This is a genomic window from Brucella sp. (assembly GCF_032066345.1).
Classification (GTDB): Bacteria; Pseudomonadota; Alphaproteobacteria; order Rhizobiales; family Rhizobiaceae; genus Brucella; species Brucella pseudogrignonensis.
The window spans coordinates 130373-155034 of record NZ_DAMBKZ010000008.1; the positions used below are offsets into that span (position 1 = coordinate 130373).

The following is a 24662-nucleotide window of genomic DNA, read 5'->3' on the forward strand; positions in this document are numbered from 1 at the left end:
CGTACTTGCTGCAGAATTTCTGGGTCCGCTTTTCTGGAGTTCCCTATGAGCAAGTCCCAATCCGCCAAAGTCGTTAAGGCCAGCATCCTTGATGCGCGCATCCTCATTCCCGCCATTGGTGACGCTTTTCGCAAGCTTAATCCCAAAAGCCTTGCACGCAATCCGGTGATGTTCGTGGTGGCTGTGGTCTCCATGCTTACAACTGTTCTTCTGTTGAAGGATGTTGCGACCAGCGGAGCCGATATCGGCTTTTCGTTCCAGATCGTGCTGTGGCTCTGGTTCACAGTGCTGTTTGCCAATTTTGCCGAAGCTGTTGCCGAAGGTCGTGGCAAGGCACAGGCGGAATCCCTGCGCCGCACCCGCACGGAAACCCAGGCCAAACTGCTCCGTGATATAGGCCAGAAAGACTTTACGACCGTACCTGGCACAAGTCTCAAGGTCGGCGATGTGGTGATCGTTGAAGCAGGCGATATCATTCCATCCGACGGCGAAGTCATCGAAGGTGTGGCTTCCGTCAATGAAGCAGCCATCACAGGTGAATCCGCTCCGGTCATTCGTGAATCGGGCGGCGACCGCTCTGCTGTCACCGGCGGTACGCAGGTTCTGTCTGACTGGATCAAGGTCCGCATCACAGCGGCTCAGGGCTCGACTTTCATCGACAAGATGATCAGCCTTGTCGAAGGGGCTGAACGCCAGAAGACGCCAAATGAAATCGCGCTCAACATCCTGCTTGCAGGCATGACGCTGATCTTCGTTCTGGCTGTGGTGACAATTCCGAGCTTTGCCTCCTATGCGGGCGGTTATATTCCCGTCATCGTGCTGGTTGCCCTTTTCGTGACCCTGATCCCGACCACAATCGGCGCACTTTTGTCGGCAATCGGCATCGCCGGTATGGACCGTCTGGTGCGCTTCAATGTGCTTGCGATGTCTGGTCGTGCGGTGGAAGCTGCCGGTGATGTTGACACGCTTTTGCTCGACAAGACCGGCACAATCACGCTCGGCAATCGTCAGGCCACAGCCTTCATGCCGGTTAGCGGCGTGAATGAACTGGCCCTTGCCGATGCCGCACAATTGGCCTCGCTTGCCGACGAAACGCCAGAAGGCCGCTCCATCGTCGTTCTTGCCAAGGAAAAATACGACATGCGCGGCCGCGATATGCAGAGCCTGAATGCGATCTTCGTGCCTTTCACGGCGCAAAGCCGGATGAGCGGTGTCGATGTTGACGGGTCGTCAATCCGCAAGGGCGCGGTTGATGCCGTGCTCAAACATGCAACATCGGATGAAAAGACCGTCCATGAACTGCAAGCCATTGCCGACACAATCGCCAAAACCGGCGGAACGCCTTTGGCAGTCAGCAAGGATGGACGCCTGCTTGGCGTCATTCACCTCAAGGATATCGTCAAGGGCGGCATCCGCGAGCGTTTCACTGAATTGCGCCGCATGGGTATCCGCACAGTGATGATTACTGGCGATAATCCGATGACGGCGGCGGCGATTGCTGCAGAAGCAGGCGTCGATGATTTTCTGGCGCAGGCAACGCCAGAAAACAAGCTTGAGCTTATCCGGCAGGAACAGGCCAAGGGCAAGCTTGTGGCGATGTGCGGCGACGGCACCAATGACGCGCCAGCCTTGGCGCAGGCCGATGTCGGCGTTGCCATGAATACGGGTACGGTTGCCGCACGCGAGGCCGGGAATATGGTCGATCTCGATAGTGATCCAACCAAGCTCATTGAGATTGTTGAGATCGGCAAGCAATTGCTGATGACGCGCGGCGCACTCACGACCTTCTCGATTGCCAATGACATTGCCAAGTATTTTGCGATCATTCCCGCGATGTTTCTCGCCTTTTATCCGCAGCTTGGCGCGCTCAACATCATGGGGCTTGCAACCCCACAAAGCGCGATCCTCTCGGCGATCATCTTCAACGCACTCATCATTGTCGCGCTGATCCCGCTTTCGCTGAAGGGTGTTGCTTATAAGCCTGTTGGCGCAGGCGCGCTGCTGTCGCGCAATCTTCTGATCTACGGCCTCGGCGGCGTCATCGTTCCGTTCATCGGCATTAAGGCCATTGATATGGCCATTGTCGCCCTCGGCCTGGTTTAAGGAACAAGAGAATGTTGAAACAACTGCGTCCAGCACTCGTCATGATCGTTGCTCTTACTGTCATCACAGGGCTGATTTATCCGCTTGGCATGACCGGCCTTGCACAAGCCATCTTTCCGCAACAGGCCAATGGCAGCCTCGTCGAAAAGGATGGCAAGGTGATCGGTTCTGAACTGATCGGCCAGAAATTTGCAGGCGAGCGCTATTTCCATGGCCGCCCTTCTGCGGCAGGCAAAGAAGGTTATGATGCTGCAAGCTCGGGTGGCTCCAATCTTGGACCAACCAATCCGGCACTGATTGCACGCATCAAAGCCGATGCCGATGCATTGCGACAGGGTACACCCAATGCCGAAGTGCCGATTGATCTCGTCACAACATCGGCAAGCGGGCTTGATCCGCATATCTCACCGCAAGCTGCTCTTTTTCAGGTGCCTCGCGTTGCCAAAGCGCGCGGGCTTGATGAAGCGAGCCTTCGCGGCATCGTCGAACAGCAGATCGAGCAGCGCGAGCTTGGTTTTCTTGGTGAGCCCGTGGTCAATGTGCTCAAGCTTAATCTTGTTCTGGACAGAACCGGGATTAACTAGAGTAGATCAAAGCATTTCCAGCAAAAGTGCATCGCGGTTTTGTGTTGGATAATGCGTGAAAACAAAGAAATAGAGCGGTTTCAACGATTCTGCTAAAAATGAAACCGCTCTACCGGCGGGCTTGCCCGCTGCCTTCTCATTTTGAGGAACGACGCTTGGTATCGGACGATCTTCGCCTTGGCGATATGAGGCCTTCCCCCGATGCGCTGCTTGAACAGGCAGAGCGCGAAACGCGCGGCCGTCTCAAGATATTTCTGGGAGCAGCACCCGGCGTCGGCAAGACCTATGAAATGCTGATGTCGGGACGTGCGCGCAAAGCGGACGGCATTGATGTGGTGATTGGCATTGTCGAGACGCATGGGCGACAGGAAACGGAAGCGCTTGTCGATGGGCTTGAAATCATCGACCGCAAGCCGGTGTCCTATCATGGCCACCAGCTCGATGAGATGGATATCGATGCCATCCTAAAAAGACAGCCGCAACTGGTTCTGGTGGATGAGCTGGCCCACACCAATGCACCGGGTAGCCGTCATCCCAAGCGCTATCAGGATGTCGAGGAAATTCTGGCGCGCGGGATCGATGTTTATACCACGCTCAATATTCAGCATGTGGAAAGCCTCAATGATGTGGTGGCGCAGATTACCCGCATCCGCGTGCGCGAAACCGTGCCCGACAGTATTATCGACCGGGCCGATGATATCGAGCTGATTGATCTCACGCCGGACGATCTCATCAAGCGGCTTGACCAGGGCAAGATCTATCTGCCGAAAACCGCCAAGCGTGCGATCCGCAACTATTTTTCTCCCGGCAATCTGACTGCCCTGCGCGAACTTGCACTTCGCCGCACCGCACAGCGGGTTGACGAACAATTGCTAACCCATATGCGGGCACATGCCATTGAAGGGCCATGGGCTGCGGGTGATCGTGTTCTGGTTGCCATCGACCAGCGCACAAGCAGTGCTTCATTGGTGCGCTATGCGCGGCGGCTTGCCGATCGGATGCGGGCGCCCTGGGCTGCCATTCACATTGAAACGCCGCGTTCGGCTAATCTGTCCGATGAAGCAAAAGACCGGATTTCGGCAACCATGCGCCTGGCCGAAAGGCTTGGCGGCGAAACCGTGATTATTCCCGGCCAGAATATTGCCGAAGATCTGGTGCGTTACGCCTCAACACATAATTACACGCATATCGTTGCCGGAAAATCGGCAAAGTCGCGCTGGCGCGAGGCAATCGAAGGCTCTGTCGGGCATGATCTTATCCGCCATTCAGGCGCGATCGATGTTCATATCACCTCGACTGCCGACCGCGACAAGGCGGGGACGACGCGTGGTGTCAAAACCGCAAGTCAACCGAGCGCCTTCAACATCAAGCCTTATCTCGCCGCCTCACTGGTCACGGCCTGCGCGCTTGGTGTCGGGCTTCTGCTCGACCAGTTTTTGGATGTGCGAAGCATCGCTCTGGTTTTCGTTGTAGGCGTTCTTGGCGTTGCGGTCACGCTCGGTCTTTGGCCAGCGCTGTTCGTGTCGGTGTTAAGCGCTTTTGCCTATAACTTCTTCTTCCTCTCGCCGCTCTACACGCTGTCTATCGCAGACCCAGAAAGCGTGGTGGCGCTTTCGTTCTTTCTGCTTGTCAGCTTTGTCGCCAGTAATCTGGCAAGCCGCGTGCAGCGTCAGGCAGCAGCGGCACGGCAGCGCGCAAACATGACTGAGGATCTTTATCTTTTCAGCAAGAAGCTGGCGGGAACTGGTTCGCTCGATGATGTGCTCTGGGCAACCGCCTTTCAGATCGCTTCCATGCTGAAAGTGCGCGTTGTCATCCTGCTTCCCGAAGGTGAAAGCATTGCAGTTCGCGCAGGCTACCCGCCCGATGACAGTCTTGTCGATGCCGATATTGCTGCAGCTCACTGGGCTTGGGAACATGAACTGCCAGCCGGTCGGGGTGCGGATACGCTGCCTGGCGCCAAGCGGCTTTATCTGCCGCTCAAGACAGCGCGCACGTCTGTCGGCGTGATCGGGCTCGATAATGATCGGCAGGGGCCAATCCTGACACCCGAACAGCAGAGACTTTTTGAAGCGCTCAGTGATCAGGCAGCCATTGCCATCGAGCGTGTGCAGCTTGTGGGCGATGTTGAACGCGCCAAGCTTGCCGCAGAGGCAGACAAGCTCCGCTCGGCGCTTCTCACCTCCATATCGCACGATCTTAAAACACCACTTGCGGGCATCATGGGGGCCGCCACCACATTGCGCGACTATTCCGTTTCGCTGCCCGAAAGCGACCGCACCGAATTGCTATCGACCATTGTCGAGCAATCCGAACGGCTGAACCGCTTCATCGCCAATCTGCTTGATATGACACGCATTGAATCAGGTGCCATGGAACCCAATCTGTCGCTACATTATCTCGGCGATATTGTGGGAGCAGCGCTGCATCGCGCGGTCAAGATTCTCGCGCATCACAAGCTTCAGGTGGCGGTCGCAGCCGATCTTCCCATGCTGCGGCTTGATGCGGTCTTGTTTGAGCAGGTATTGTTCAATCTTCTCGATAACGCCGCAAAATATGCGCCGCAGGGATCAGAAATCGCGCTTGAAGCGCATGTCGAGCGTGGTCATGTGGTGCTTGAAATCAGCGATCATGGTCCCGGTATTCCCGAGATCGATCTTGAACGGGTTTTCGATACATTCTATCGCGTTCGCAAGGGTGATCACGTACAGGCAGGAACGGGCTTGGGCCTTTCCATTGCCCGCGGCTTCACAGAAGCAATGGGCGGAACTATTCGGGCCGGAAACCGGGCTGAGGGTTCCGGCGCCCGTTTTACGATAACCATACCGCTGCCGCTTCAAGAGATAGACAGGAACTCATGAACGATCCAAAGCCGAAAATTCTGGTCGTCGATGACGAGCCACCCATTCGCAAATTGCTGCGGGTGGGGCTTACGACCGAAGGCTATACGATCATTGAAGCGGCCAATGCGCGCGAAGCAGACCTGTTGCTTGAGAGTGAAAAGCCCGATCTCGTTCTGCTTGACCTTGGCTTGCCCGATACGGACGGCCACGAACTTCTGCGTCTGTGGCGCGAACGGGGACAGACGTTGCCAGTTCTCATCCTTTCAAGCCGTACCGATGAGGCAGGCATTGTGCGCGCCCTAGAAGCCGGTGCGGACGATTATGTAGCCAAGCCTTTTGGCATGAAGGAACTGGCTGCAAGAACGCGGGTGGCGCTGCGCCATAAACTGCACCAGCAGGGCGAGAAGCCGGTTTTTCAGAGCGATGGTTTATCGGTCGATCTGGTCAGGCGCATCGTGAAACTTGATGATGCGGAGATAAAGCTCTCGCCCAAGGAATATGAAATCCTGCGTCTGCTTGTTCAGCACGCCGGCAAGGTGCTGACGCATCAATATATTCTGAGCCATGTGTGGGGACCGGTGGCCGATGTGCAATATCTGCGCATCTATGTCCGCCAGCTGCGCCAGAAAATCGAGAAATCTCCCGATCAGCCGCATTATATTCTGACGGAAACAGGAGTCGGCTATCGCCTGCGCGAAGCCGACGCAATCACTGCATGATTAGGCTTGGGCTTTCGATGCCTTGGACTTTTTAAGCGTCTTGCCGTGATTGGCAATCCAGTCCATTGCGGCCAGAAGCACGCCAGAAATCACGAAAACCAGATGAATTATCACCATCCATTTGATGTGATCGGCGGAGTATTTGGCGACGTCCATAAACACTTTGAGAAGATGAATACCGGAAATCGCCACGATGGAGGCGACGAGCTTGAGCTTGAGTGCCGAGAAATCGACTTCACCCTGCCAATCAGGACGATCCTTGTGATCGGCGAGATCCATGCGGCTGACGAAGTTTTCGTAGCCTGCAAAGATCACGATCATCAGAAGATTGGCAGCAAGGCTGAGATCGATCAGCGCCAGCACGCCAAGAACCGCATCATTGACCGTCATTGACGGGACGATCATGGCAAAGCGCCATAACTCAACGATGAAAACCCAGACCAGAATGACCAGCGCCATAGCAAGGCCAATATACATGGGTGCCATCAGCCAGCGACTGGCGAAAAGGCTGCGTTCGATCAGTCGTTCCACGGCGTACTCCTAAAGCGTGACATATTATATCTGGTCCATGCGACACGCTTTAAGTCTCTATTTTCAAGCATGTCATTATCCCAAAACCGGTTCCCACTTTTGGGTGACATGCTTTAGAATTGGCAGGAGACGCAATTATCACGCGGATGTGACCGCAGCAAGTCGGTTAACAATGCTGCACACACCAGTTCAGAAATGGTGGCTACTGAAATTTCACCACTTCACATTCAAACCGATATTACCTTCCCAGATACGGCTGCGCTCACCACCTAGATTGGTGGTGTAATCGGCAGTCGCATAAAGGCTGGCCTTTTCGGTTATATCGAGGGTCAGCCCGCCGCCAACCTCCAGCGAAGTGCCTTTCAGGTCGGTAACAATCGGATCGGTCGCAAAGCGCACAGTCTGATCGGAGGAAAAATTCTGCCACAGATTGGCTTTCAGATATGGACGCAGCTTGCCGATAGATGTGTCCTCGGCCCCTTGCAGTCGCATACCGATGCGCCCTGTCCAGGCATTATCGGAATCGAAGGAAATCGAAGAGTACCGGTCCGCCTGATCATCCAGCGAAAGGCTCTGCCAGATAAGCTGCGCCTGTGGCTCCAATGTCCAGCTTTCGCTTAGCGCAATCGGATAGCCACCTTCCAGCGAAGCCGTAACACCATGGCCATCAACATCGATGCCCTGCCCTTCATTGGAATTGGCATCGCCGCCATACCATGTGCCCATCAGCACGGCATCGAGATACCAGCCTTGCGGGCCGATATGTGTCCAGTAGCCGCCGAAGCTGGTGCCGGTCACTTCAAGATCGCCGACGGCCAGATCATTCCAGCCCAAGGCCTGGCCCGTAATATCACCCGTTACCCGCGCATAGCCAAAGAAGAGGCCAAAGCGGTCGGAATGGCCGCTCTCCGTTTCGCGGCCCCATAGGTCCTGACCTGCCTGAATGCCAAAGAGTCTTCCATCAAGGCCCGGCGCAACCGTGCCGCGCCACTTCATATCAATGTCCTGACCGAACAGACGAGCCCAGGTCGCAGGCAGATAACCGCCGCTTTTCAGGAGATCCTGCTCGCCACGACGCTCGTGGAATGTACCGAGCGTGGTCAATGCCAGATGATGAGCGACAGGCGGCAAAGCCGAATAGACCGGCACCTCGACACGATAAAGCGGAACGACATCGCCCTCGACGCGCGTGGCACCCGGTGATGGGGGTACAGCACCTTCAAAGCCTATTTGCGGGATTGCAGATTGTCCGCTGGAACTGGCGGGCGGATTGGCCGCTTCTGCAGCTGGCGGTGCAGGTGGCGCTTCAGGCTCAGGCGAATTTTCCGTCACAGGAGAAGACGTATCTTCCGGGTCGGGATCGTTCGGATCGACCGGCAGGGTCGCCGGCGGCTGCTCCAGTGCTGGCGGCGGAGCCGTATTTTCCGGCGCTTCCGGTGTCAGATTCTGGTCGGGAACCACAGGCGCAGGCTGACTGCCGCTGACCAGCGTCGAACGCAGATACCAGTTTTCATTCGTATTGGCAGACACGCCGCCTCTGAAGAGGAAATACTCGTAAGCACCAGCTGCAACGCGGCCATTAAGCGCAAAGGCACCGTTTGCGGTCGTGGCACCGTTAAGCGCCTGCACAACCATAATGCCATCTGAAACGGTCGAAGCGCCCGCCCCGCCCACATTGTTGACGACGATACCGGTCGAGCCGGACGCATTTCCCGTATCGATGACCAGCTTGTCTGATGGTGAAGCATCCGCGCCAAGCACAGTATCGACGAAGAGAAGACCGTTCTGGCCGGTATAGTTGCCCTTGATCGTAAATGTGTCGCTCGTGCTTGAGCCACCATTGGTCAGATCGATACGACCGGCATTGACGACAGAAGCGAGCTGGCTGGCCGAAAAGGCATTGATGCCACTTTGTGCCGAACCGCCATAGATCGTGCTGCTGGCATCGACATTCAGCGTTCCGGTGCCTGTCCCGGCGTCGCCAAGCGTCAGGGTCGTGTCAAAAGTCAGCCGCGTATCATTGGTGAGGTTGATCGTCTCCCAACTGTCAAAGCGGGCAACCTTGCCGGTTTTGACATTGTTGAAAGTCAGTGCATCAACGCCCTCGCCGCCTGTCAGGCGCTTGGTCGCGCCGATATTGGCGTCTGTCAGATTGGTGAGAACCGCAGTATCGTTGTCGGCCCCCAGATCAATATTTCCATAGACGATCCCGCCGCCATTCCAGTTAAACTGATCATTGCCGAAGCTCATAAGAATATCGCCTGCAACGGTACCGCCGGTAATCGTCACGCTATCGGTGCCGCCGCTGACGCTGATATTGCCGCCGATCATGCCATTGGAGAGGATGATCGTATCATCACCGAAACCGGCCACCAGATTGCGATCGATGGTGCCGCCGGACATATTGAAGTAATTGTTGTCGAGCTTCATGTTGACGCGACCGATACGGCCGTCGGTCATGACGGCGTAATCGCCATCGTCGAAGGCATCGACAATCCGGCCCCCCGACATGAAGAACGTATCAAGCGCATCACCCTGATTGAGTGATCCGATCTCGCCGCCCGTCATGCGGAAATCATCAATGCCGCTGCCCTGCTGGATATTGCCGGTGACGGTGCCGCCCGAAATGACGAATGCATCTGCTCCGTCACCCTGAACCACATTGCCTGCGATCGTGCCTGAATGAACTTCGATCCGGTCCGTGCCTGCGCCGAAGGTCACGTTGCCGTTGACTGTACCCGTTCCGCCTGCTGGCAACAGCAAAGTGTTATTGCCATTTATATCGGTCAGCCCGGTCGCAGATGTGCCGCTATCGCAAATATAGGTATCGTCGCCAAGTGTGGGAGAAAATGAACAGGCCGCCAAGGCCGGGTCTGCTTTCAGTATAAAACTACTGATTGTAATAATGGCTGTACTTGAAAGAAACGTTACAAAGGCAGGACCAATTACGCGATGCTTCATTATCCCTCTCCATTTTGCAGCCAGCGGCAGCAAAATAATAATGAGGTATTTTATATATTAGGCAAGGCGGTTATTTGAACATAATTAAGGAAATATTCTCTCTATAATTTGTTGCTATTTCAATATTTTAAGAGAAATAGACGCAAATCACGCTGTTAAATCAGACATATTTAGTAGTAAATAGAATAGATAAAGTAAGACTTTTTATTCATCTATTCCGATGTCACAAAACTTGCATAACCATCGCCAAGAGTCTTGCTGATAAAGCGCGAATATTGGTCATAGGCCTGATCTGCAGCTGTGACCCGCCCAAAGACTGGCGTTTCAAAAACCTTCATCGGTATAAGCGCCAGAGGCACCGATACAGGTGTCAGTTGCGCGCCCTGCCCTGCCCGCAATGTCGTGAGAATGCCGTACATTTCACCTGCGATGCTTGGGCGCGACAGAACCGCCATCCGGTATTGGCCAGACGTATTGGTTACAAGATAAACATGGCCTGAGAGATGCGGAACAGAAACACGTCCATGCTGCGAAAAAGACGTATCGGTGCGCTCGCGCTCTTCAAACTTCAGATGGGTATTTTCGGCATCCCAGCTGATATCTGTACAATAAGCGAAAATATCGGATTGATTGCCGAAGGAAGGACGAAGCGTGAGGAAGGTCCCTTCAAGCCATGAGACGGCAGCACGCGAATAAGCACCCAGTTCTTCTGCAGCATGTCCATGGGGAGCGGCTGGCTTTGGCTTCTCTGTTTCCAGCTGATCGCGCAGTTCAAACCCCATGGCCTGCTCAAGCCGGATGATGGTGGCAAGCGTGAAAGGTCGATGTCCTGACAATGCTTTTTCAAGCGTCGATAGGCTGATGCGCGCCTCATCCGCCAGATGCTGACGGGAAATTCTGCGCCGCGCGATCTCCTCACGCACACGTTCAGCGACACGGCTATTCATCTGATCGGGCAAAACCGCATCTTGCTGAGACATGAGAACTTCCTGAATCCGTACTTCTCTTCACAATTCCACACATAAGCGGAACCGGCAAGGTGGCTTGCGGCAAAGTCCGGATAAAACTTGGGAAAGCTTACGCTGGCACTAAAACACCACTCTGGCAAAAATTGTCTCCAGTTATCCGATAGATACAGGAGCGCATCATGTCGCCTGCCATCAGACACTCTCATCGCAGCGGAAGGGCAATCAGCCTCTCGCAGTTCTGCAAACTCATCTGGTTTGTGAACATGCTGATACTGCCAATCCTTGCTGTTGTTCTTTCGCTTCTCAACGTGGCTTCAGCCCGTGCTGAGACGCCGGCCTATCTGACGCCGAATGCAGTACAAAGCGGAAGCCTTCTGCTGCAAGGCAGCAAAGAAGGTCAATATGTCGAAGCCCCACGCATCAGCACTGACTACAATATCGATGTCAGCGGCCCAACCGCCCGCGCCCGCCTCAGCCAGATTTTTGAAAATCCGACCAATGGCTGGGTTGAAGGGCTCTATGTTTTCCCGCTGCCAGAAGACAGCGCGGTCTATTCCCTGAAAATGATCGTGGGCGACCGGGTTATCGTTGCCGACATCAAGGAAAAGCAGGCTGCACGCGAAATCTACGAGAAAGCCAAAAGCGAAGGCAAGAAGGCTGCGCTCATCGAGCAGCAGCGGCCAAACATCTTCACCAATGCTGTCGCCAATCTGGGTCCGCACGAGAAAGTCGTCATCCAGATTGAATATCAGCAGGCTGTGCGTCTCAGCGACAATCGCTTTTCTCTGCGCCTGCCGCTTGTTGTGGCGCCGCGCTATAATCCTGAAAATAGCGATCCGATCGAACAAAGCGCCGATCTTTCCGGTGGTTGGGGACAGCCTAAAACGCGACCAGCGCCCGGCCCGGACAACAGCGCAATTGAAACACCGCTCATCATGCCCAGTGAGGAGCGCATCAATCCGGTAACGATCACGGTCGATCTCAAACCCGGTTTCCCCGCATCCGATATCAAGAGCCTTTATCATCCTGTGCGAATTGACCGACAGAACGAGCAGACCGCCAAAATCGTTCTCGATGGAAAAGCCACAGCGGATCGCGATTTCGTCCTCGAATGGCAAGCAGCCCAAACGGACATGCCGAATGTCGGGCTGTTTCGTGAACGGGTCGGCAATGAGGACTATGTGCTTGCATATGTGACCCCTCCGCTTGCCAAAACCAATGCAGCGCAATCGCGTGAGATCGTCTTCGTCATCGATAATTCAGGTTCGATGGGTGGCACATCGATGACACAGGCCAAAGCCAGTCTCGATTATGGCCTCTCGCATCTCAATCCCGGCGACCGTTTCAACGTCATTCGCTTTGACGACACGCTGACCAAATTCTTTGAGGATTCCGTCGATGCCACACAACAGAATATCAATGATGCCCGCCAGTATGTTGCCAGCCTCGAAGCTGTCGGCGGAACAGAAATGCTGCCCGCACTGCACGCGGCTCTTGATGACAGCCACCAGAAAGATGGTTTGCGCCAGATCGTGTTCCTGACTGATGGCGAAATCAGCAACGAACAGCAGATGTTCGATGTCATCGCATCGCGCCGTGACCGCTCGCGCCTCTTCATGGTCGGCATCGGGTCAGCACCCAATACTTACCTGATGAGCAAGGCATCGGAACTTGGTCGTGGCACCTTCACACATATCGGTTCTTCTGAAGAGCTGGAACAGCGTATGCGTGAACTCTTTGATAAGCTGCAGAATCCCGCTGTCACCGATCTAAAGGTCAATTTCTCACAGGAAGGCGCCAATCTGACACCCGGCATTCTACCGGATATCTATCATGGCGAACCGTTGGTGATTGCTGCCCGTACAAAAAATGCAACTGGCACCATTACAGTTCAAGGTACAGTTGGAAGCCGTCCCTGGACGATCACCCTGTCACTTGATGCAGCAAGCCCCGCGGAAGGCATTTCGAAAATTTGGGCTCGTCGCAAAATCGATGATGCGGAAGTGGACATGAAGCTCGGCAAGATTTCAGTCTTGGCAGCCGACACGCGTATCCTCAATCTGGCATTGGAACACCATCTGGTGACACGTCTCACAAGTCTTGTCGCTGTCGATCAGACGCCAGCACGTCCTGCAAACACACCCCTTACCCGTGCTGATATTCCTTTGGAACTTCCTGCCGCATGGGATTTCGAGACTTTGTTTGGCATTCGTGCAGAACGCAGCGTGCTTGACCATGCGGATGCCGGGCAGGACCAGATCAAGGTTCGCACTCAAGAGCGTGTCAATATGCCGAGCGTTCCGGCACCTGCAACGCCTCTGCCGCAAACCGCAACACCGGCAACACTTAATATGCTGCAAGGTCTGGGCGTTCTTTTCATCGGTTTCCTGATCTTCTGGTTCTCACGCCGCAGGGGGAATGCATGATGAGTATCGTTATCGCTCAAAATACAAAGATAAAGGAGCGCGCCTTGTTGCGCTCCCCCATCACCCTTCTGTCTGTTGCCGTGATGGTCTGTGGTCTTGTTATTTTCGGCCAGGGTCTTTGGATTCACGCAAAAGCCTATGCAGCACAAATCCTTCTGGAGCGGGCTTTCACGCAAAGCATCGCATCAGGCGACAAGGTCAAACCGTGGAGCTGGGCCGATACCTGGCCGGTAGCCCGTATCGAAGCGCCACGACTGGCTGCATCAGCAATTGCTCTTAATGGCGCAAGCGGACAGGCTCTCGCTTTTGGTCCCGGCCATTTACAGAACACACCAAAGGCTGGTGAGACCGGAACAGCCGTCTATGCAGCACATCGCGACACACATTTTGCTTTTCTCAAAGACGTCGAGAAAGGCGATCTCATTCGCATCACCCGGGATGACGGTAAGATATTCACTTATCGCGCCACTCAGATGACTGTCGCCCGCTGGGATGAAGCCCAGATCGATATTCACGCTTCCGGCTCAAACCTGGTTCTAGCGACCTGTTATCCCTTTGATGCCGTTACACAAGGCCCACTTCGTTATCTCGTCTATGCCGAGTTGGTGGAGTAGCCTTGAGTGAAGAAAACTGCCTTAAGCCTTCAGAGCGTATGGAATTGAGTTTCCTGCGCTTTTTAGGTTTCATTTCGTCAAAAGCTTTGCACACGCCTGTCTTCGAATTGCCCGATCAACCCTCGTTTATGCCGCCATGACCCGTTTACGAAAGTTAACCCTTTGTTAAGTTTCAACGGACTGACTGTGCCTCATTCCTTCAAAAGCCTTGTTTCACGAGGTCATCAGGAGAGTTGTCGTTGTCTTTGCTGAATATGCAGGGCGCTGATCATGAGAGCTTTTACAGAAAACGCGTCTTCAGCAGCCTTTTCCGTGAGAATCCGAAGATAGCCACTTACAGAGCGAATATCGTTATAACGCTGGAGCAGATAGGCAATTGTGATAGCCGTATTCTGTCTTCCAAGCATCTTCAGAGCCATCTCATAGAGTTTGGTATCGATACCGATAAAACCTCTTACTTTCTCTGCTGTTGCGATCAAATGTTCCCAATGGCTGATAGGAGCTGATGCGTAAGCACCAATCTCTGGACATGCTCTGAGAACCAGATCGAGAGAAATAGTGGTTTCGTGCGTTTCGTAAGCGCTGTTCGTCAGTGTTGTAGTCGCGCTGTTGTTCGAATTTGCAACGTCGTTATCAAAATGGGAATCTGGTTTTGATTCATTAAGCTGCCGCTCATTTTGGGATTCATTGTCGCTCAGATTTTGAACTTTTTGATTATTATTCAAAGCCTTATCAACAGAAGCATGAATATCCTGCAGTTTTGCGACCAATATAGCCAGTTCCTGCATCTCTGCACGACGTGGAATGCTGTCGACAACTGCACGGAACTCGACTTTGAGTTCATCCCAAGGACCAGGAAGCGATGCTTCGATTGCAAATTCGAGCAGCTTTGAAATGTCGCGGCGCAGCAAAGTGAGCTGTTCGCGGATCTCACGCAGAGCAGCCTTTTCGGCTTTGACTTGTTCAGATGCAGCTTCAAACTCGGACGCACGGATAAGAAGCGGCGCGAGAGAGAAACCAAATGCAACCTTTAACTCACCGCTTTTGCTGCGACGGGCATAGCGTTTGCCGTTCGGGCTGTCCTGACGGGTAATAATACCAGCTTCTACCAGCGCTGCGAGATGACGACGCAATGTTGCATCGGCCATACCATGCGCACGCAAGGCCAGCTGCTTGTTTGATGGAAACACGACCAGAGCGCCGGATTCGACCAGCGTATTTTCAGGATAGAATGACAGCAAGGCTGATAGTACAGCCAAAGAACGATCACTGATGCCAATGATATTCTTGCCTTCACACAGCCAACGATGAAGCTGCCACTTATCTGCGGCTGCTCCCTGAGGGATTTCTCTCGCTTTTTGATGCACTGCCAACAAGGCATGCGTCATCCGCTGACTGCCAAATGGCGTCAGGCCGAATTGAGACTCCATTTTCTTTCACCTTCCACAAGGCAAAAGAAATCCACCCGCCAAAATGACGCTAAATACACTTGACAGTGATTCGTGAATTTGCGATTCTCTAGCTGCTAAACCAATGAGAAGGGCTTCCACGCGGCGACGTTTGGGGGCCTTTTTCTTTTGCTGCTGTTTCCTCTTCGTCAAATTATGCAGATGACCACCACCTGCACTCTTCCACTTTTATACGTTACGCAGGACAGGCGAGGATAAGTTCCCTCACCCAGTACGCTTACTCCTTCTCGTCGTTGCTGAATGACGCATAAAGCGTATCCAGATTACGCGAAATCCATTCGGCAAAACGCGGTCCATTGGCTGCACCGAGCGCCAGCGTTGCTGTCTTGCCATTCTGTTTGATGGTTGCGCTGACGCTCTTATCAGCGGCATTCCAGGTCGAACCAGTACGCGAAGCGGCCTTCGTAACCGGCTTCTTCTGGTTTGAACCTTTCAGGTATCCATAAAGCTGTTCAAAGCGCGTGCTCGACTGTGCTGCCTTGAATGCATCAGTATCCATCAGTTCGCGCGCAGCATCTGCTTTGCCAGGCATCTCAATCAGCTTGCGCAGTTCAAGCCAGCGATCACGACCAATGCCTTTTGCCGGTCCGATAGCCACGAGCATCTCTTCCGAGATAGCGCGTGGAATGGTCAACATCTTCGACAATGTCTGATAATCGATAGAAAGAGCAGCCTGAATGGCTTCGCGGCTATATTGCAGTTCCTCAAGCCGAGCGGCAAACAGAACACGCTCTATGAAGCTGAGATTGGCGCGCGCAGAGTTTTCCTGACCCTGGCTCAGAATATGCTCAAGATCAGCCAATGGCTTGATGACAGCCTTGACCTTGATGCCAAGCTCACGAGCAACCTTTGCACGGCGATGACCAAAGACGATCATATAGCGACCGCTGGTCTCCGGGTGAGGGCGGACGAGAATAGGACTATCCTGTCCACGTTCGCGAACAGCTTCCAGCAGCTCGGCATATTCCTGATCATCCGCTTCAGGCAGGCGATCAGCGATGAAAGATGCATCAAGAACGGCAGGATCAAGTTCAATGATGGTTTCACCATCGAGCTTCTGAGAAGCCTGCTTGGCAAGTTCATCGATAGATGCAGACAAAGACTTTGCAGCACCAAAACGGCGCGAAACATTTTCGACCGGCGAAACGGACTTTTCTTCCGCTTCTTCGGTCTGCATTACGCTCTGAAAAATGTTTTTCCGTGCCATTCTCTTATCCTTAAACCAGTCATAAGCCTGATTTTATTCCATATTTTCCGAATTAGACTGCCGTCTAACGACCCCAGGCCTCATGAATAAGCCCACGAATTTCCGAATTAACGCCTTCCAAGGCTTCCATAGCGCGATCATAAGTTCCGCGGTTCATGGAAGAGCGCTCAACTTCATACAGTGTCTGCTTGGTAAGACCCGCATCCGATATGGCGGTTGATTTCAGCATCTGATGCTTGAGCATGTGCGATGCCAACATGCTTTGCATGAAGCCAACCATCTGCGCCTGAGGAACATCGGTCGGTTCGTAGCGCGTGATCAGATAGCGGAACCAATCGAGCTGAACTGCGCCGCCAGCCTGACGAACTGTCTTGAGAATATCGCCCAGCATAAGCAGGAACTGCGACATCGACATAAGATCGAGCATCTGCGGATGAACCGTGATGAGAACCGATGTAGCGGCAGAAAGGGCGGTCAGCGTCAGATAGCCAAGCTGCGGCGGGCAATCAATGACGACAACATCATAATCGGCATCCACCTCAGCAAGAGCAACCGCAATGCGGTTCCAGAAGGTTTTGCCTTCGCCACCATTCTGCATTGCAAGCGGGGTGTCATATTCATATTCCTGCAGCTCCAGCATCGCAGGGATGATGTCGAGACCGGGGAAATTGGTCTTGCGAATGATTTCGCGGATCGACTTGCGTTGTTCGTCATAGCGAACAGCTTCATAGAGCGATGGAAATTCATCAAGCTCAGGCTGAATACCGTGCAGAGCTGAGAGTGACGCCTGAGGATCAAGATCGATGGCAAGCACGCGATGGCCGGTGAGGGCGAGATGCTGCGCCAAATGTGCGGCAGTCGTTGTCTTGCCGGAACCGCCTTTGAAATTCACAACGCCGATAACCTGCAATTTATCATTGCCACGGCGATGTGGAACATAGCGCTTCACCTCAGCACGACCGTTTTGATCGAGCCACTGGCGCAGTTCCTGCAGCTGCTCGATAGTATAAGCGCGACGACCACCCGAAAGGATGATCGGCTCAACGCCCTTACCTTCCAGATGAAGCTTCTTGAGATTGCTCGGAGATACACCAAGGAAGTAAGCAGCTTCGGCCATGGAAAACTGACGCAAGTTCTTGCGCGCATCTGGCGGGAAGTTTTCATGACGCAGCAGATTGAGCTTGCGCGAGATCTCTCGCCCTTGCGTCAATATCATGTCGTCGAACGACACTTGCTCTGCTTTATTTGCGATATTCATAGACTTGGGATCCCTAGTGACGGCACTGGAACTAATACCGTCTAAATACCGTCATTATGTCCGATTCTTATTTTGCTGCAAGGGGCGTATATTAACAAATGGTTAGCGTCCCAGGTTTGCCTATCCGGAATCATAGTCCAGACGAATCGAAAACATCCTATCTGCCTGAATATAAAGAGAATTAAGGATAATAGACGGCAGTCTATTCAGGCTTGTGGTCTGAAATTATGAGATTCCCTCTCGCATTCAAGCAAGATTGCTGAAGAGAGTAACAATACTTGTGGGAGAATCGGTCTTCTATCTTCCTGGCAGTAAAACCTCATGTTGGCTGATGCGGTGCGCTGGTCGCTCGCGTGTCGGAGAACGGGGTAGATTCACAAAGCTGGCCGACAGACATCATTTGATTTGGCAGAATAAGGACACTGCGCATTCAGAGTTTCTTGAACGACTGGTTCCGCTCTCAAGCTGCGCCGAGATCAGCTGTCTCTCATATCTGCAATCGCTTCTGAAAGTTCAGCTTTAAAAGCGATTGCTGTGCCTTGCCGACGGTTGGGAGCGGGGCAGACTTAATCTTGAAACGTTATGTGGAAAGCAAACGTGTTGTGTGCTCGGCAAACATTGCTGTGCTGGCTCGATTTCTACAGGATGGCTCGGGGAGGCTTAAGGCAGAGGTAGTCAGTCGTGAAACGGCTGCCTGATGATTCAGCGGTTGAAATAGGCGTTGAGCGCTTTTCTGCGGTTAGACGTAGACATTCTTAACCAAATCGCCCTATAGTGCCTGACAGTGAGGACGTGCTGATTCAAATACTCCATCACTCATCCGGAAGAGGAAAAAGACCTCTCCCGCGACCATCAGAGTCGCTAAACAATAGTCTCCTTTAGGTTTATTAAATCGACATAGTGCCATCTTTTTCAAAGAGATAGAGCGCTGGTAAAATGTTCCGTTTCGTAGGCGTAACGGAACGAAAAACCGTATCTTGTCCTTTGCAACAGCTGGTGGCTTCCTGCTTACCGCAAGCTTGGGTAAGCGCTGATGAGATATAACCTTGCCCGTTGGGTTCACCATAATTCATATAGGGGCTGGACGCGGGCAAAGTGATTGTATTGATAAACTGTTCTGCGAATTCAGTTCTGATTACAGCTTAGGAGACGAAAACATGTATTTCCGATTGGCGAGCTTAATGACTGCCGGTTTGATTTTTTTGACTGCGCCAGTGGCTGCCGAAACAATAAAGGTGCGCGATATCACTGATGCAAAAGAGATATCAGAACGCAGCGATGAATTTGCGAAAGATCTGACCCAGCTGGGTATTGCTGCAAAGCTGAAATGCGATCTCTTAATCGGAACGCAGAACGATAACGGAAATGAAAGCTTCGGTGGTATTTGCGATATGACGCTTGCAGGTAAAAAGCCGACCTCAATCATGCTGTGCAACGATACGATGATTGGCAAGCTCACCGTCAAAGCTTTCGGCTTCAGTGAGAACAAGAACGAACTCACAGCATTCACTAACATGAACTGCCAGCCAGGTGGCTAACGCTGCCTGAGATATCGGCGCGAGCAACAGGCTCGCTGAAAAATGGGAACCGCCTTCGCGGAGAAATCAGTCCACTGGACTGATTTCTTAATCCCGCTACGATCCGATAACGACATGCGCAAGAACAAAGAGATAGAACGAGCGCAGCGGATACAATCAACCGCAACACGCTTCTCGTGTTCCGGATCAGCGTTTCAGATTGAGGAACTTCACCTATTCCGGCCAGGCAGCTGCGAAAACTTTCGCTGAATTGCTGATTTTCGTTTTTACTTTGAAAGCTTTTGATAGCGCTTGATAAGGCGATCGCGCTTGAGTTTTGAAAGGCGCTGAAGCCAGAAAATGCCGTCGAGCTGGTCAATCTCGTGTTGATGGCACACAGAGAGCAAGCCATCGGATTCTTCAGTCAGCTCCTTGCCATCGATATCCTGATAACGCAGATGAATGCGGGCATGTCTTTCAACATCGTCCACCACACCTGGCATGGAGACGCTCCCTTCCTGATGGCGGATTTTCTCATCGGAAGCCCATGTGATTTCGGGATTGATATAGGTCTTGGCGCTGCCGGGGCCGGAAAGCTCAAGCACCACAACACGCGTCAGAACGCCGATATGCGGAGCTGTGATGCCGATGCCGGGTGCTGCGCGCAGCGTGTCGAGCAGATCCTGTGCGAGAAGACGCAGATCATTATCAAAGACGGTGACAGGTGCTGCTGCTGCACGCAAAGCTGCATCCGGAAATTTGACGATCTCTCTAACGGTCATTCTGCTTCTCTGCTCTTCGCTGTCTGCCGACTATGGAGGTGAGCAATGTCTTTATTTTGCAGAATGCGCAAGCGGGCACTGCACTATGCAGTGCCCGCCAGTGGTTCAGAACGAGACTTACTTGGCGTTTAGGAAATCTGCGACTTCGAGCAGGATAAACTCGTTATTGGCAGCTTCGCCGATCTGGCGACCGCCCGAGAATGGCAGGTTGTTGTCATTGGCGATCAGGATATGCGTATCGTCAACGCGCATCACGTCTTCAATGGTGAAGAACGGGAAGGTAAACTTGCCCTTGAGGTCGCGTGCTGCTGCGGTCTTCAGGATTGCCTTGTTGTCAGGGTCCTGAATGTCCATCAGATTGATATGACCGATACGATGGATGTAGCCGTCAGCGTCGATTTTAGATGTATCGACGAGAACGATGTTCTTGACCTTGGCTGGCAGCGGGTAGCAGGCCGAAAGATCGTCGGTCTTGCATTCAAGGCTTGGATCGCCTTCGCCATTGTCACGCTCGATGACCAGCGCACGGGTGTCGTCGATAAAGTTGAAATCGCCGATAGCGGTTGCGCCTTCAGCCAAACGGAAGCGGTAGCTATTGCCGGTCCATTCGCCCTTGCCGGTGTCGAAAGTGATGACGCGCAGGAAATCGCCTTCCGGCTTGCCGCTGTCGTCGAAAAGCGGCTTTTCAAGCATGGCCCAGAGCTGGTTGGTCTTTGGTTGCAATGCCATGCCTTCATAACCGCCCGAACGCTGAACGCGATAATCCTTGCCGGCAACGGCTGGCACGACGATGCCCGGTGTATCCGGTCCTGTCAGCTGCTTACCATCGAGCATGGTTGGATAGACGGCTTTCACGCGACCATCGAGACCAGCGCGAATGATGTAAGGGCCAAACTCATCACCAATCCAGATTTCGTCATTGAGATACTGAATGCTTTCCGGATCAAAATCCGCACCCGTCAGGTAACGGCCATCGGTGCCTTCATAAGCGATGCGGAACGGCACTTTCTTGTCGGGATCGCGCAGAAATACCGATTCCACGCGCTCAACCTTGCCGGTTTCAAAATCAGGCTTCATGCGGTGGAAGAACAGCAGTGCATCCGGGCTGTTGGCCTTGGTGCCAAAACCGTTGTCGGTCAGTGTGAAAATGCTGCCATCGGCTGCGCGGTTCATCGCGAAACCTGACATGCCCTGTACCGGCTGGCCGATGAAGGGAAGCGAGATACCGGTGGTGTGGCTGCCATAGGCCTTGCCAACATCGCCCATGACGCTCATTGGCTTGTCATTGCGTGCCTTGCCGGTGAATTTGCCGGAAACCCAGGCGTCGCGGGGTGCATCGGCAGGCGGTGTTATCAGCGTCAGAGCTGGCAGATAGGCGTGACCTGCCAGTTTAGCGGTGAATGTCTCTTCAGCCATGGCCGAAGACGTCATAGCAATCGTGGCAATGGAAGCGAGAAGATAACCAAGGCGCATAAGGGACCCCCTAAATTGCGAAAACAAACGCAATGGTCCTTAAAGGGGCCCTGTGACGGGTGATTATCATCACGATTAAGGTTTGATGACAGCTGCTATGGAAGCTTGATGACGACGAACTGGGTAAACTGGTCGGCATTAAAATTATTGTCGGACGCGATCACCAGCGTTTTCGCACCATCGATTTCCGGACCCCATGTGATGGATTCGATATTGTCGATATCGAGGCCGAACGTACCTTCATCAAGACGCAGCAAGAGTTCTTTCTTCAACGGTGTGGCTGCGATCCCCTCAAGCGATGATTTGCCGTTCACATCAGTCGCACCATCGAAGGATGCGCGATAAATGCTGATGCGGTTACCCACACCGTGAGCGTAGCTTCGCTCCACAGTGAGAAGATTCGGCCCATCCGTCATGAACTCGCTTAATCCATTGTCGTTCCAGAAAGGCGGTAGCGTTGCCTTTGCGAAAACCGGATCAGTTTCATAGACATGCTCGGCGGTTACTTCGCCCGATGCGATATCGAAGGAGATGATGCGTGACTTGCTGCCTTTATCAAGCGTGGCAATCTCACCATCCTGAGCCAGAGCATTTTCAGTGCCTGCAAGCAGCGTCTTGCCGTCGGCTGTGATGGCGAGACTTTCAAAAGCCAGGTTGTTTCGCGTGCCGCGCGTTTTATTCTCATCCGGCAAATAGGCTTCCGGCAGTTTGAATTCACGAACAAAGCTTCCATCGAGCTTCATTTCACGAACAGAAGGCTTGCCTTTGCGGTCGCCTTCGCTGGACCAGTAAAGCGTCTGGCTTTCAGGGTTGAAGCGAATGCTTTCCGCATCGACATCCTTGATTGCGAAAGGCTTTCCCTCGGCATCAAGCAGGGTGTTGGTTTCCAGAATATCCAGCCCGTGAATTCCGGATGCGTCGATATCAAGTTTAAGCTTGTAGAAACGGGCAGGTGCCTTCTCTGAACGGTCATCGGAAATCGCATAATAGACATTTTGGGCCGGATCGTAATCAAGGCCGGAAATGCCGCCAAACTCAACGCCATTGAGTTTCAGGCCGGTGGGCAGAACAAACTCGCCGACCAAAGCGGGCACTTTGTCTTGCGCAAAGACAGGCAGGGCTGTGCTGAGCAGAAGTGCGGTCAATGGAATGATCGAGAGCGTTTTGCTTATCATAGGTCACCTGTCTGATTGATCCGCAGACAATTAGCCCAAGTTTTTTACACCCGCATGAATACCAGATATTTTGAAAATTATTATTTATAAACAATGAGATGGATCAAATAAGTTCTTCTTGTGAGCCGCAAAATCTTTATTCAAAAGGAGAGTTGCCCTCTCAATAGCCGGCAAAGCAAGTTTTACCAATTAATCGGCAAACTGTTATACCAGTGTCATCTAGCTTTCTTATCTGACCCTCACACGCATTACACAGTGGGGATTTCTGATATGCGCAAACTGCTTCTTGCTCTCGCCTCAGCAACCATGCTGACGACTGCGGCTGGTGCTGCAACCGTCTATCCGATTGACCGGGCGACAATCCTTGTCAATTCGCCATTCGATTTCAAGGTTGAGTTCGATAAGGTCGTTAAGCCAGAGGACGTGAAAGTCACCGTCAATGGACAGGACTATGAAGCTGTATTTGGCAGCAAAGCCGAGTTTACCGCTGAAGAAAAGGGCGCAGAAGACAAGGTTCTGGGCTCTGCTCTTATTCTGCGCGGACTGAAAATCGGTAAGGCTGGCGATTACAAGGTTGAAGTTTCTGCTGGCGACGAAACCAAGTCTGTCAATTGGGATGTCTATGCGACCGGCAATGAAGCCAAAGCCAAGAACATCATCTTCCTGATCGCTGACGGTCTATCGGTCGCGCACCGCACCGGCGCACGCATCATGTCAAAGGGCATGACTGAGGGTAAGGCCAATGGCCGCCTCAACATGGATGATATTCCACCTGTTGCTTTCATCGGCACGTCGTCGACCCATTCGATTGCGACCGACAGTGCCAACACCATGTCGGCTTATATGACGGGCCATAAGTCACGCGTGAATGCACTTGGCGTTTATGCCGATCGTACACCTGACAGCCAGGACGACCCGAAGGTTGAAACCATTGCAGAAGCAATGCGTCGTGAAACCAAGAAGTCCATCGGCATTGTTTCGACATCCGAACTTCAGGACGCGACACCAGCCGCGCTGGTCGCACATACGCGCAAGCGTTCCGACAAGGCTGATATTGTCGGCATGATGTATGATGTGAAGCCTGACGTTATTCTTGGCGGCGGTTCTGCTTACTTCCTCGCCAAGGACGTTCCGGGTTCCAAGCGCAAGGACGACAAGGATTATATCCAGCTGTTCAAGGATGCCGGCTATGCGCTGGTCACAAGCAAGGACGAGCTTGCTGCATCGGGTGAGTCCAATCAGGACAAGCTGCTCGGTCTATTCCATACCGGCAACCTCGATGTGACGCTTGATCGTGAGTTCCTCAAGAAAGGCACGGTTGACAAGTTCCCGAACCAGCCGGGTCTGGTGGAAATGACCAAGACGGCACTCGAAAAGCTCTCCAAGAATCCGGAAGGCTTCTTCCTGATGGTTGAAGGCGCATCGGTTGATAAGATGAGCCATCCGCTTGATTGGGATCGCGCGCTGGTCGAAACCATCGAGTTCGACAAGGCCGTTGGCGTTGCCCGCGAATTTGCCGAAAAGAACCCGGACACGATGATTATCGTCACCGGCGATCATACCCATGGCGTCGCCATCATTGGTACAGTCGATGATGAAAAGCCAGGCGATGAAATGCGCGAAAAGGTTGGCACTTACGATGCCGCCGGATTCCCGAATTACGAAGACACCAATGGCGACGGTTATCCGGATCGCATCGATGTTTCGCGTCGTCTGTTCCTCGCCGCCAATAACGGCCCGGATCATTACGAAACCTTCCGTCCAAAGATGGATGGCGCCTTCGTGCCAGCCGTTAAGAACGAGAAGGGCGAATATGTAGCCAATGAGGCTTACAAGGATGTTCCGGGCGCAGTCTTCGTTCAGGGCAACATCCCTAAGGAAGATGACACCGGCGTTCACGCGGTCGATGACGTTGTTCTTCAGGCAACGGGTCCAGGTTCCGAGGGTCTGCGCGGCTATATGGAACAGAGCGATGTTTACCGTGTGCTTGCTGACACCTTTGCGCTCGGCAAGGCAAAGTCTGAGTAATCTT

The 24662-nt window shown here is 53.1% G+C and carries 17 protein-coding genes; 8 read left to right on the forward strand and 9 right to left on the reverse strand.

The window, feature by feature from the left end; translation table 11 throughout:
- Positions 1–45: 45 nt before the first annotated feature.
- The 4 genes from kdpB (at position 46) to RT142_RS12285 (ending at position 6249) form a co-directional block, all read left to right on the forward strand.
- On the forward strand, positions 46–2103 hold the full coding sequence (gene kdpB, locus RT142_RS12270; protein ID WP_105519216.1) for a potassium-transporting ATPase subunit KdpB: 2058 nt from the start codon (positions 46–48) through the stop codon (positions 2101–2103).
- A gap of 11 nt (positions 2104–2114) precedes the next feature.
- Positions 2115–2687 carry a potassium-transporting ATPase subunit KdpC gene (kdpC, locus tag RT142_RS12275; protein WP_313028839.1) on the forward strand — a complete coding sequence of 191 codons (573 nt, stop codon included), beginning with the start codon at positions 2115–2117 and terminating at the stop codon, positions 2685–2687.
- A 185-nt stretch (positions 2688–2872) separates the two neighbouring features.
- Positions 2873–5548 carry a sensor histidine kinase KdpD gene (locus RT142_RS12280; RefSeq protein ID WP_313028981.1) on the forward strand — a complete coding sequence of 892 codons (2676 nt, stop codon included), beginning with the start codon at positions 2873–2875 and terminating at the stop codon, positions 5546–5548.
- The gene (locus tag RT142_RS12285; protein WP_313028841.1) at positions 5545–6249 is read left to right on the forward strand and encodes a response regulator transcription factor; all 705 of its coding nucleotides are present in this window, start codon (positions 5545–5547) and stop codon (positions 6247–6249) included. Before RT142_RS12280 ends, RT142_RS12285 begins: the two co-directional genes overlap by 4 nt.
- Here RT142_RS12285 and RT142_RS12290 read toward each other — a convergent pair whose 3' ends face one another.
- From RT142_RS12290 to RT142_RS12300, 3 genes are all read right to left on the reverse strand, one after another.
- Complete coding sequence (locus RT142_RS12290; RefSeq protein WP_079213316.1) at positions 6250–6780, reverse strand: TIGR00645 family protein; 531 nt, start codon at positions 6778–6780, stop codon at positions 6250–6252.
- 213 nt (positions 6781–6993) lie between these two features.
- Positions 6994–9741, reverse strand: a complete 2748-nt coding sequence (locus tag RT142_RS12295; RefSeq protein WP_313028844.1) for an autotransporter outer membrane beta-barrel domain-containing protein — start codon at positions 9739–9741, stop codon at positions 6994–6996.
- Between the two features lie 212 nt (positions 9742–9953).
- On the reverse strand, positions 9954–10721 hold the full coding sequence (locus RT142_RS12300; RefSeq protein ID WP_112804356.1) for a multiprotein-bridging factor 1 family protein: 768 nt from the start codon (positions 10719–10721) through the stop codon (positions 9954–9956).
- 167 nt (positions 10722–10888) lie between these two features.
- Here RT142_RS12300 and RT142_RS12305 point away from each other — a divergent pair, with 167 nt between their 5' ends.
- Complete coding sequence (locus tag RT142_RS12305) at positions 10889–13135, forward strand: marine proteobacterial sortase target protein (protein ID WP_313028846.1); 2247 nt, start codon at positions 10889–10891, stop codon at positions 13133–13135.
- A complete protein-coding gene (locus RT142_RS12310) occupies positions 13135–13749 on the forward strand; it encodes a class GN sortase (RefSeq protein ID WP_313028983.1) in 615 nt (204 codons plus the stop codon). Before RT142_RS12305 ends, RT142_RS12310 begins: the two co-directional genes overlap by 1 nt.
- Positions 13750–13973: 224 nt before the next feature.
- On the opposite strand, the gene repC is transcribed toward RT142_RS12310, so the two are convergent.
- From repC to repA, 3 genes are all read right to left on the reverse strand, one after another.
- Entirely contained in the window at positions 13974–15179 is a 1206-nt protein-coding gene (gene repC, locus RT142_RS12315; protein ID WP_313028849.1) for a plasmid replication protein RepC, read from the reverse strand.
- Between the two features lie 256 nt (positions 15180–15435).
- On the reverse strand, positions 15436–16425 hold the full coding sequence (repB, locus tag RT142_RS12320; RefSeq protein ID WP_313028851.1) for a plasmid partitioning protein RepB: 990 nt from the start codon (positions 16423–16425) through the stop codon (positions 15436–15438).
- 64 nt (positions 16426–16489) lie between these two features.
- Positions 16490–17683, reverse strand: coding sequence for a plasmid partitioning protein RepA (repA, locus tag RT142_RS12325; protein WP_007877477.1), 1194 nt, complete (start codon positions 17681–17683; stop codon positions 16490–16492).
- A gap of 1046 nt (positions 17684–18729) precedes the next feature.
- On the opposite strand from repA, the gene RT142_RS12330 reads away from it, so the two are divergent.
- A complete protein-coding gene (locus RT142_RS12330; RefSeq protein ID WP_313028853.1) occupies positions 18730–19221 on the forward strand; it encodes a hypothetical protein in 492 nt (163 codons plus the stop codon).
- A 266-nt stretch (positions 19222–19487) separates the two neighbouring features.
- Here RT142_RS12330 and RT142_RS12335 read toward each other — a convergent pair whose 3' ends face one another.
- The 3 genes from RT142_RS12335 to RT142_RS12345 form a co-directional block, all read right to left on the reverse strand.
- Positions 19488–19982 carry a peptide deformylase gene (locus RT142_RS12335; RefSeq protein WP_151563938.1) on the reverse strand — a complete coding sequence of 165 codons (495 nt, stop codon included), beginning with the start codon at positions 19980–19982 and terminating at the stop codon, positions 19488–19490.
- Between the two features lie 117 nt (positions 19983–20099).
- Positions 20100–21455 carry an esterase-like activity of phytase family protein gene (locus RT142_RS12340; protein WP_064321327.1) on the reverse strand — a complete coding sequence of 452 codons (1356 nt, stop codon included), beginning with the start codon at positions 21453–21455 and terminating at the stop codon, positions 20100–20102.
- Positions 21456–21550: 95 nt separating this feature from the next.
- Entirely contained in the window at positions 21551–22630 is a 1080-nt protein-coding gene (locus RT142_RS12345; RefSeq protein ID WP_313028858.1) for an esterase-like activity of phytase family protein, read from the reverse strand.
- A 270-nt stretch (positions 22631–22900) separates the two neighbouring features.
- On the opposite strand from RT142_RS12345, the gene RT142_RS12350 reads away from it, so the two are divergent.
- Positions 22901–24658: an alkaline phosphatase gene (locus RT142_RS12350; RefSeq protein ID WP_007877488.1), complete on the forward strand. Its 1758-nt coding sequence runs from the start codon at positions 22901–22903 to the stop codon at positions 24656–24658.
- Positions 24659–24662: the final 4 nt, after the last annotated feature.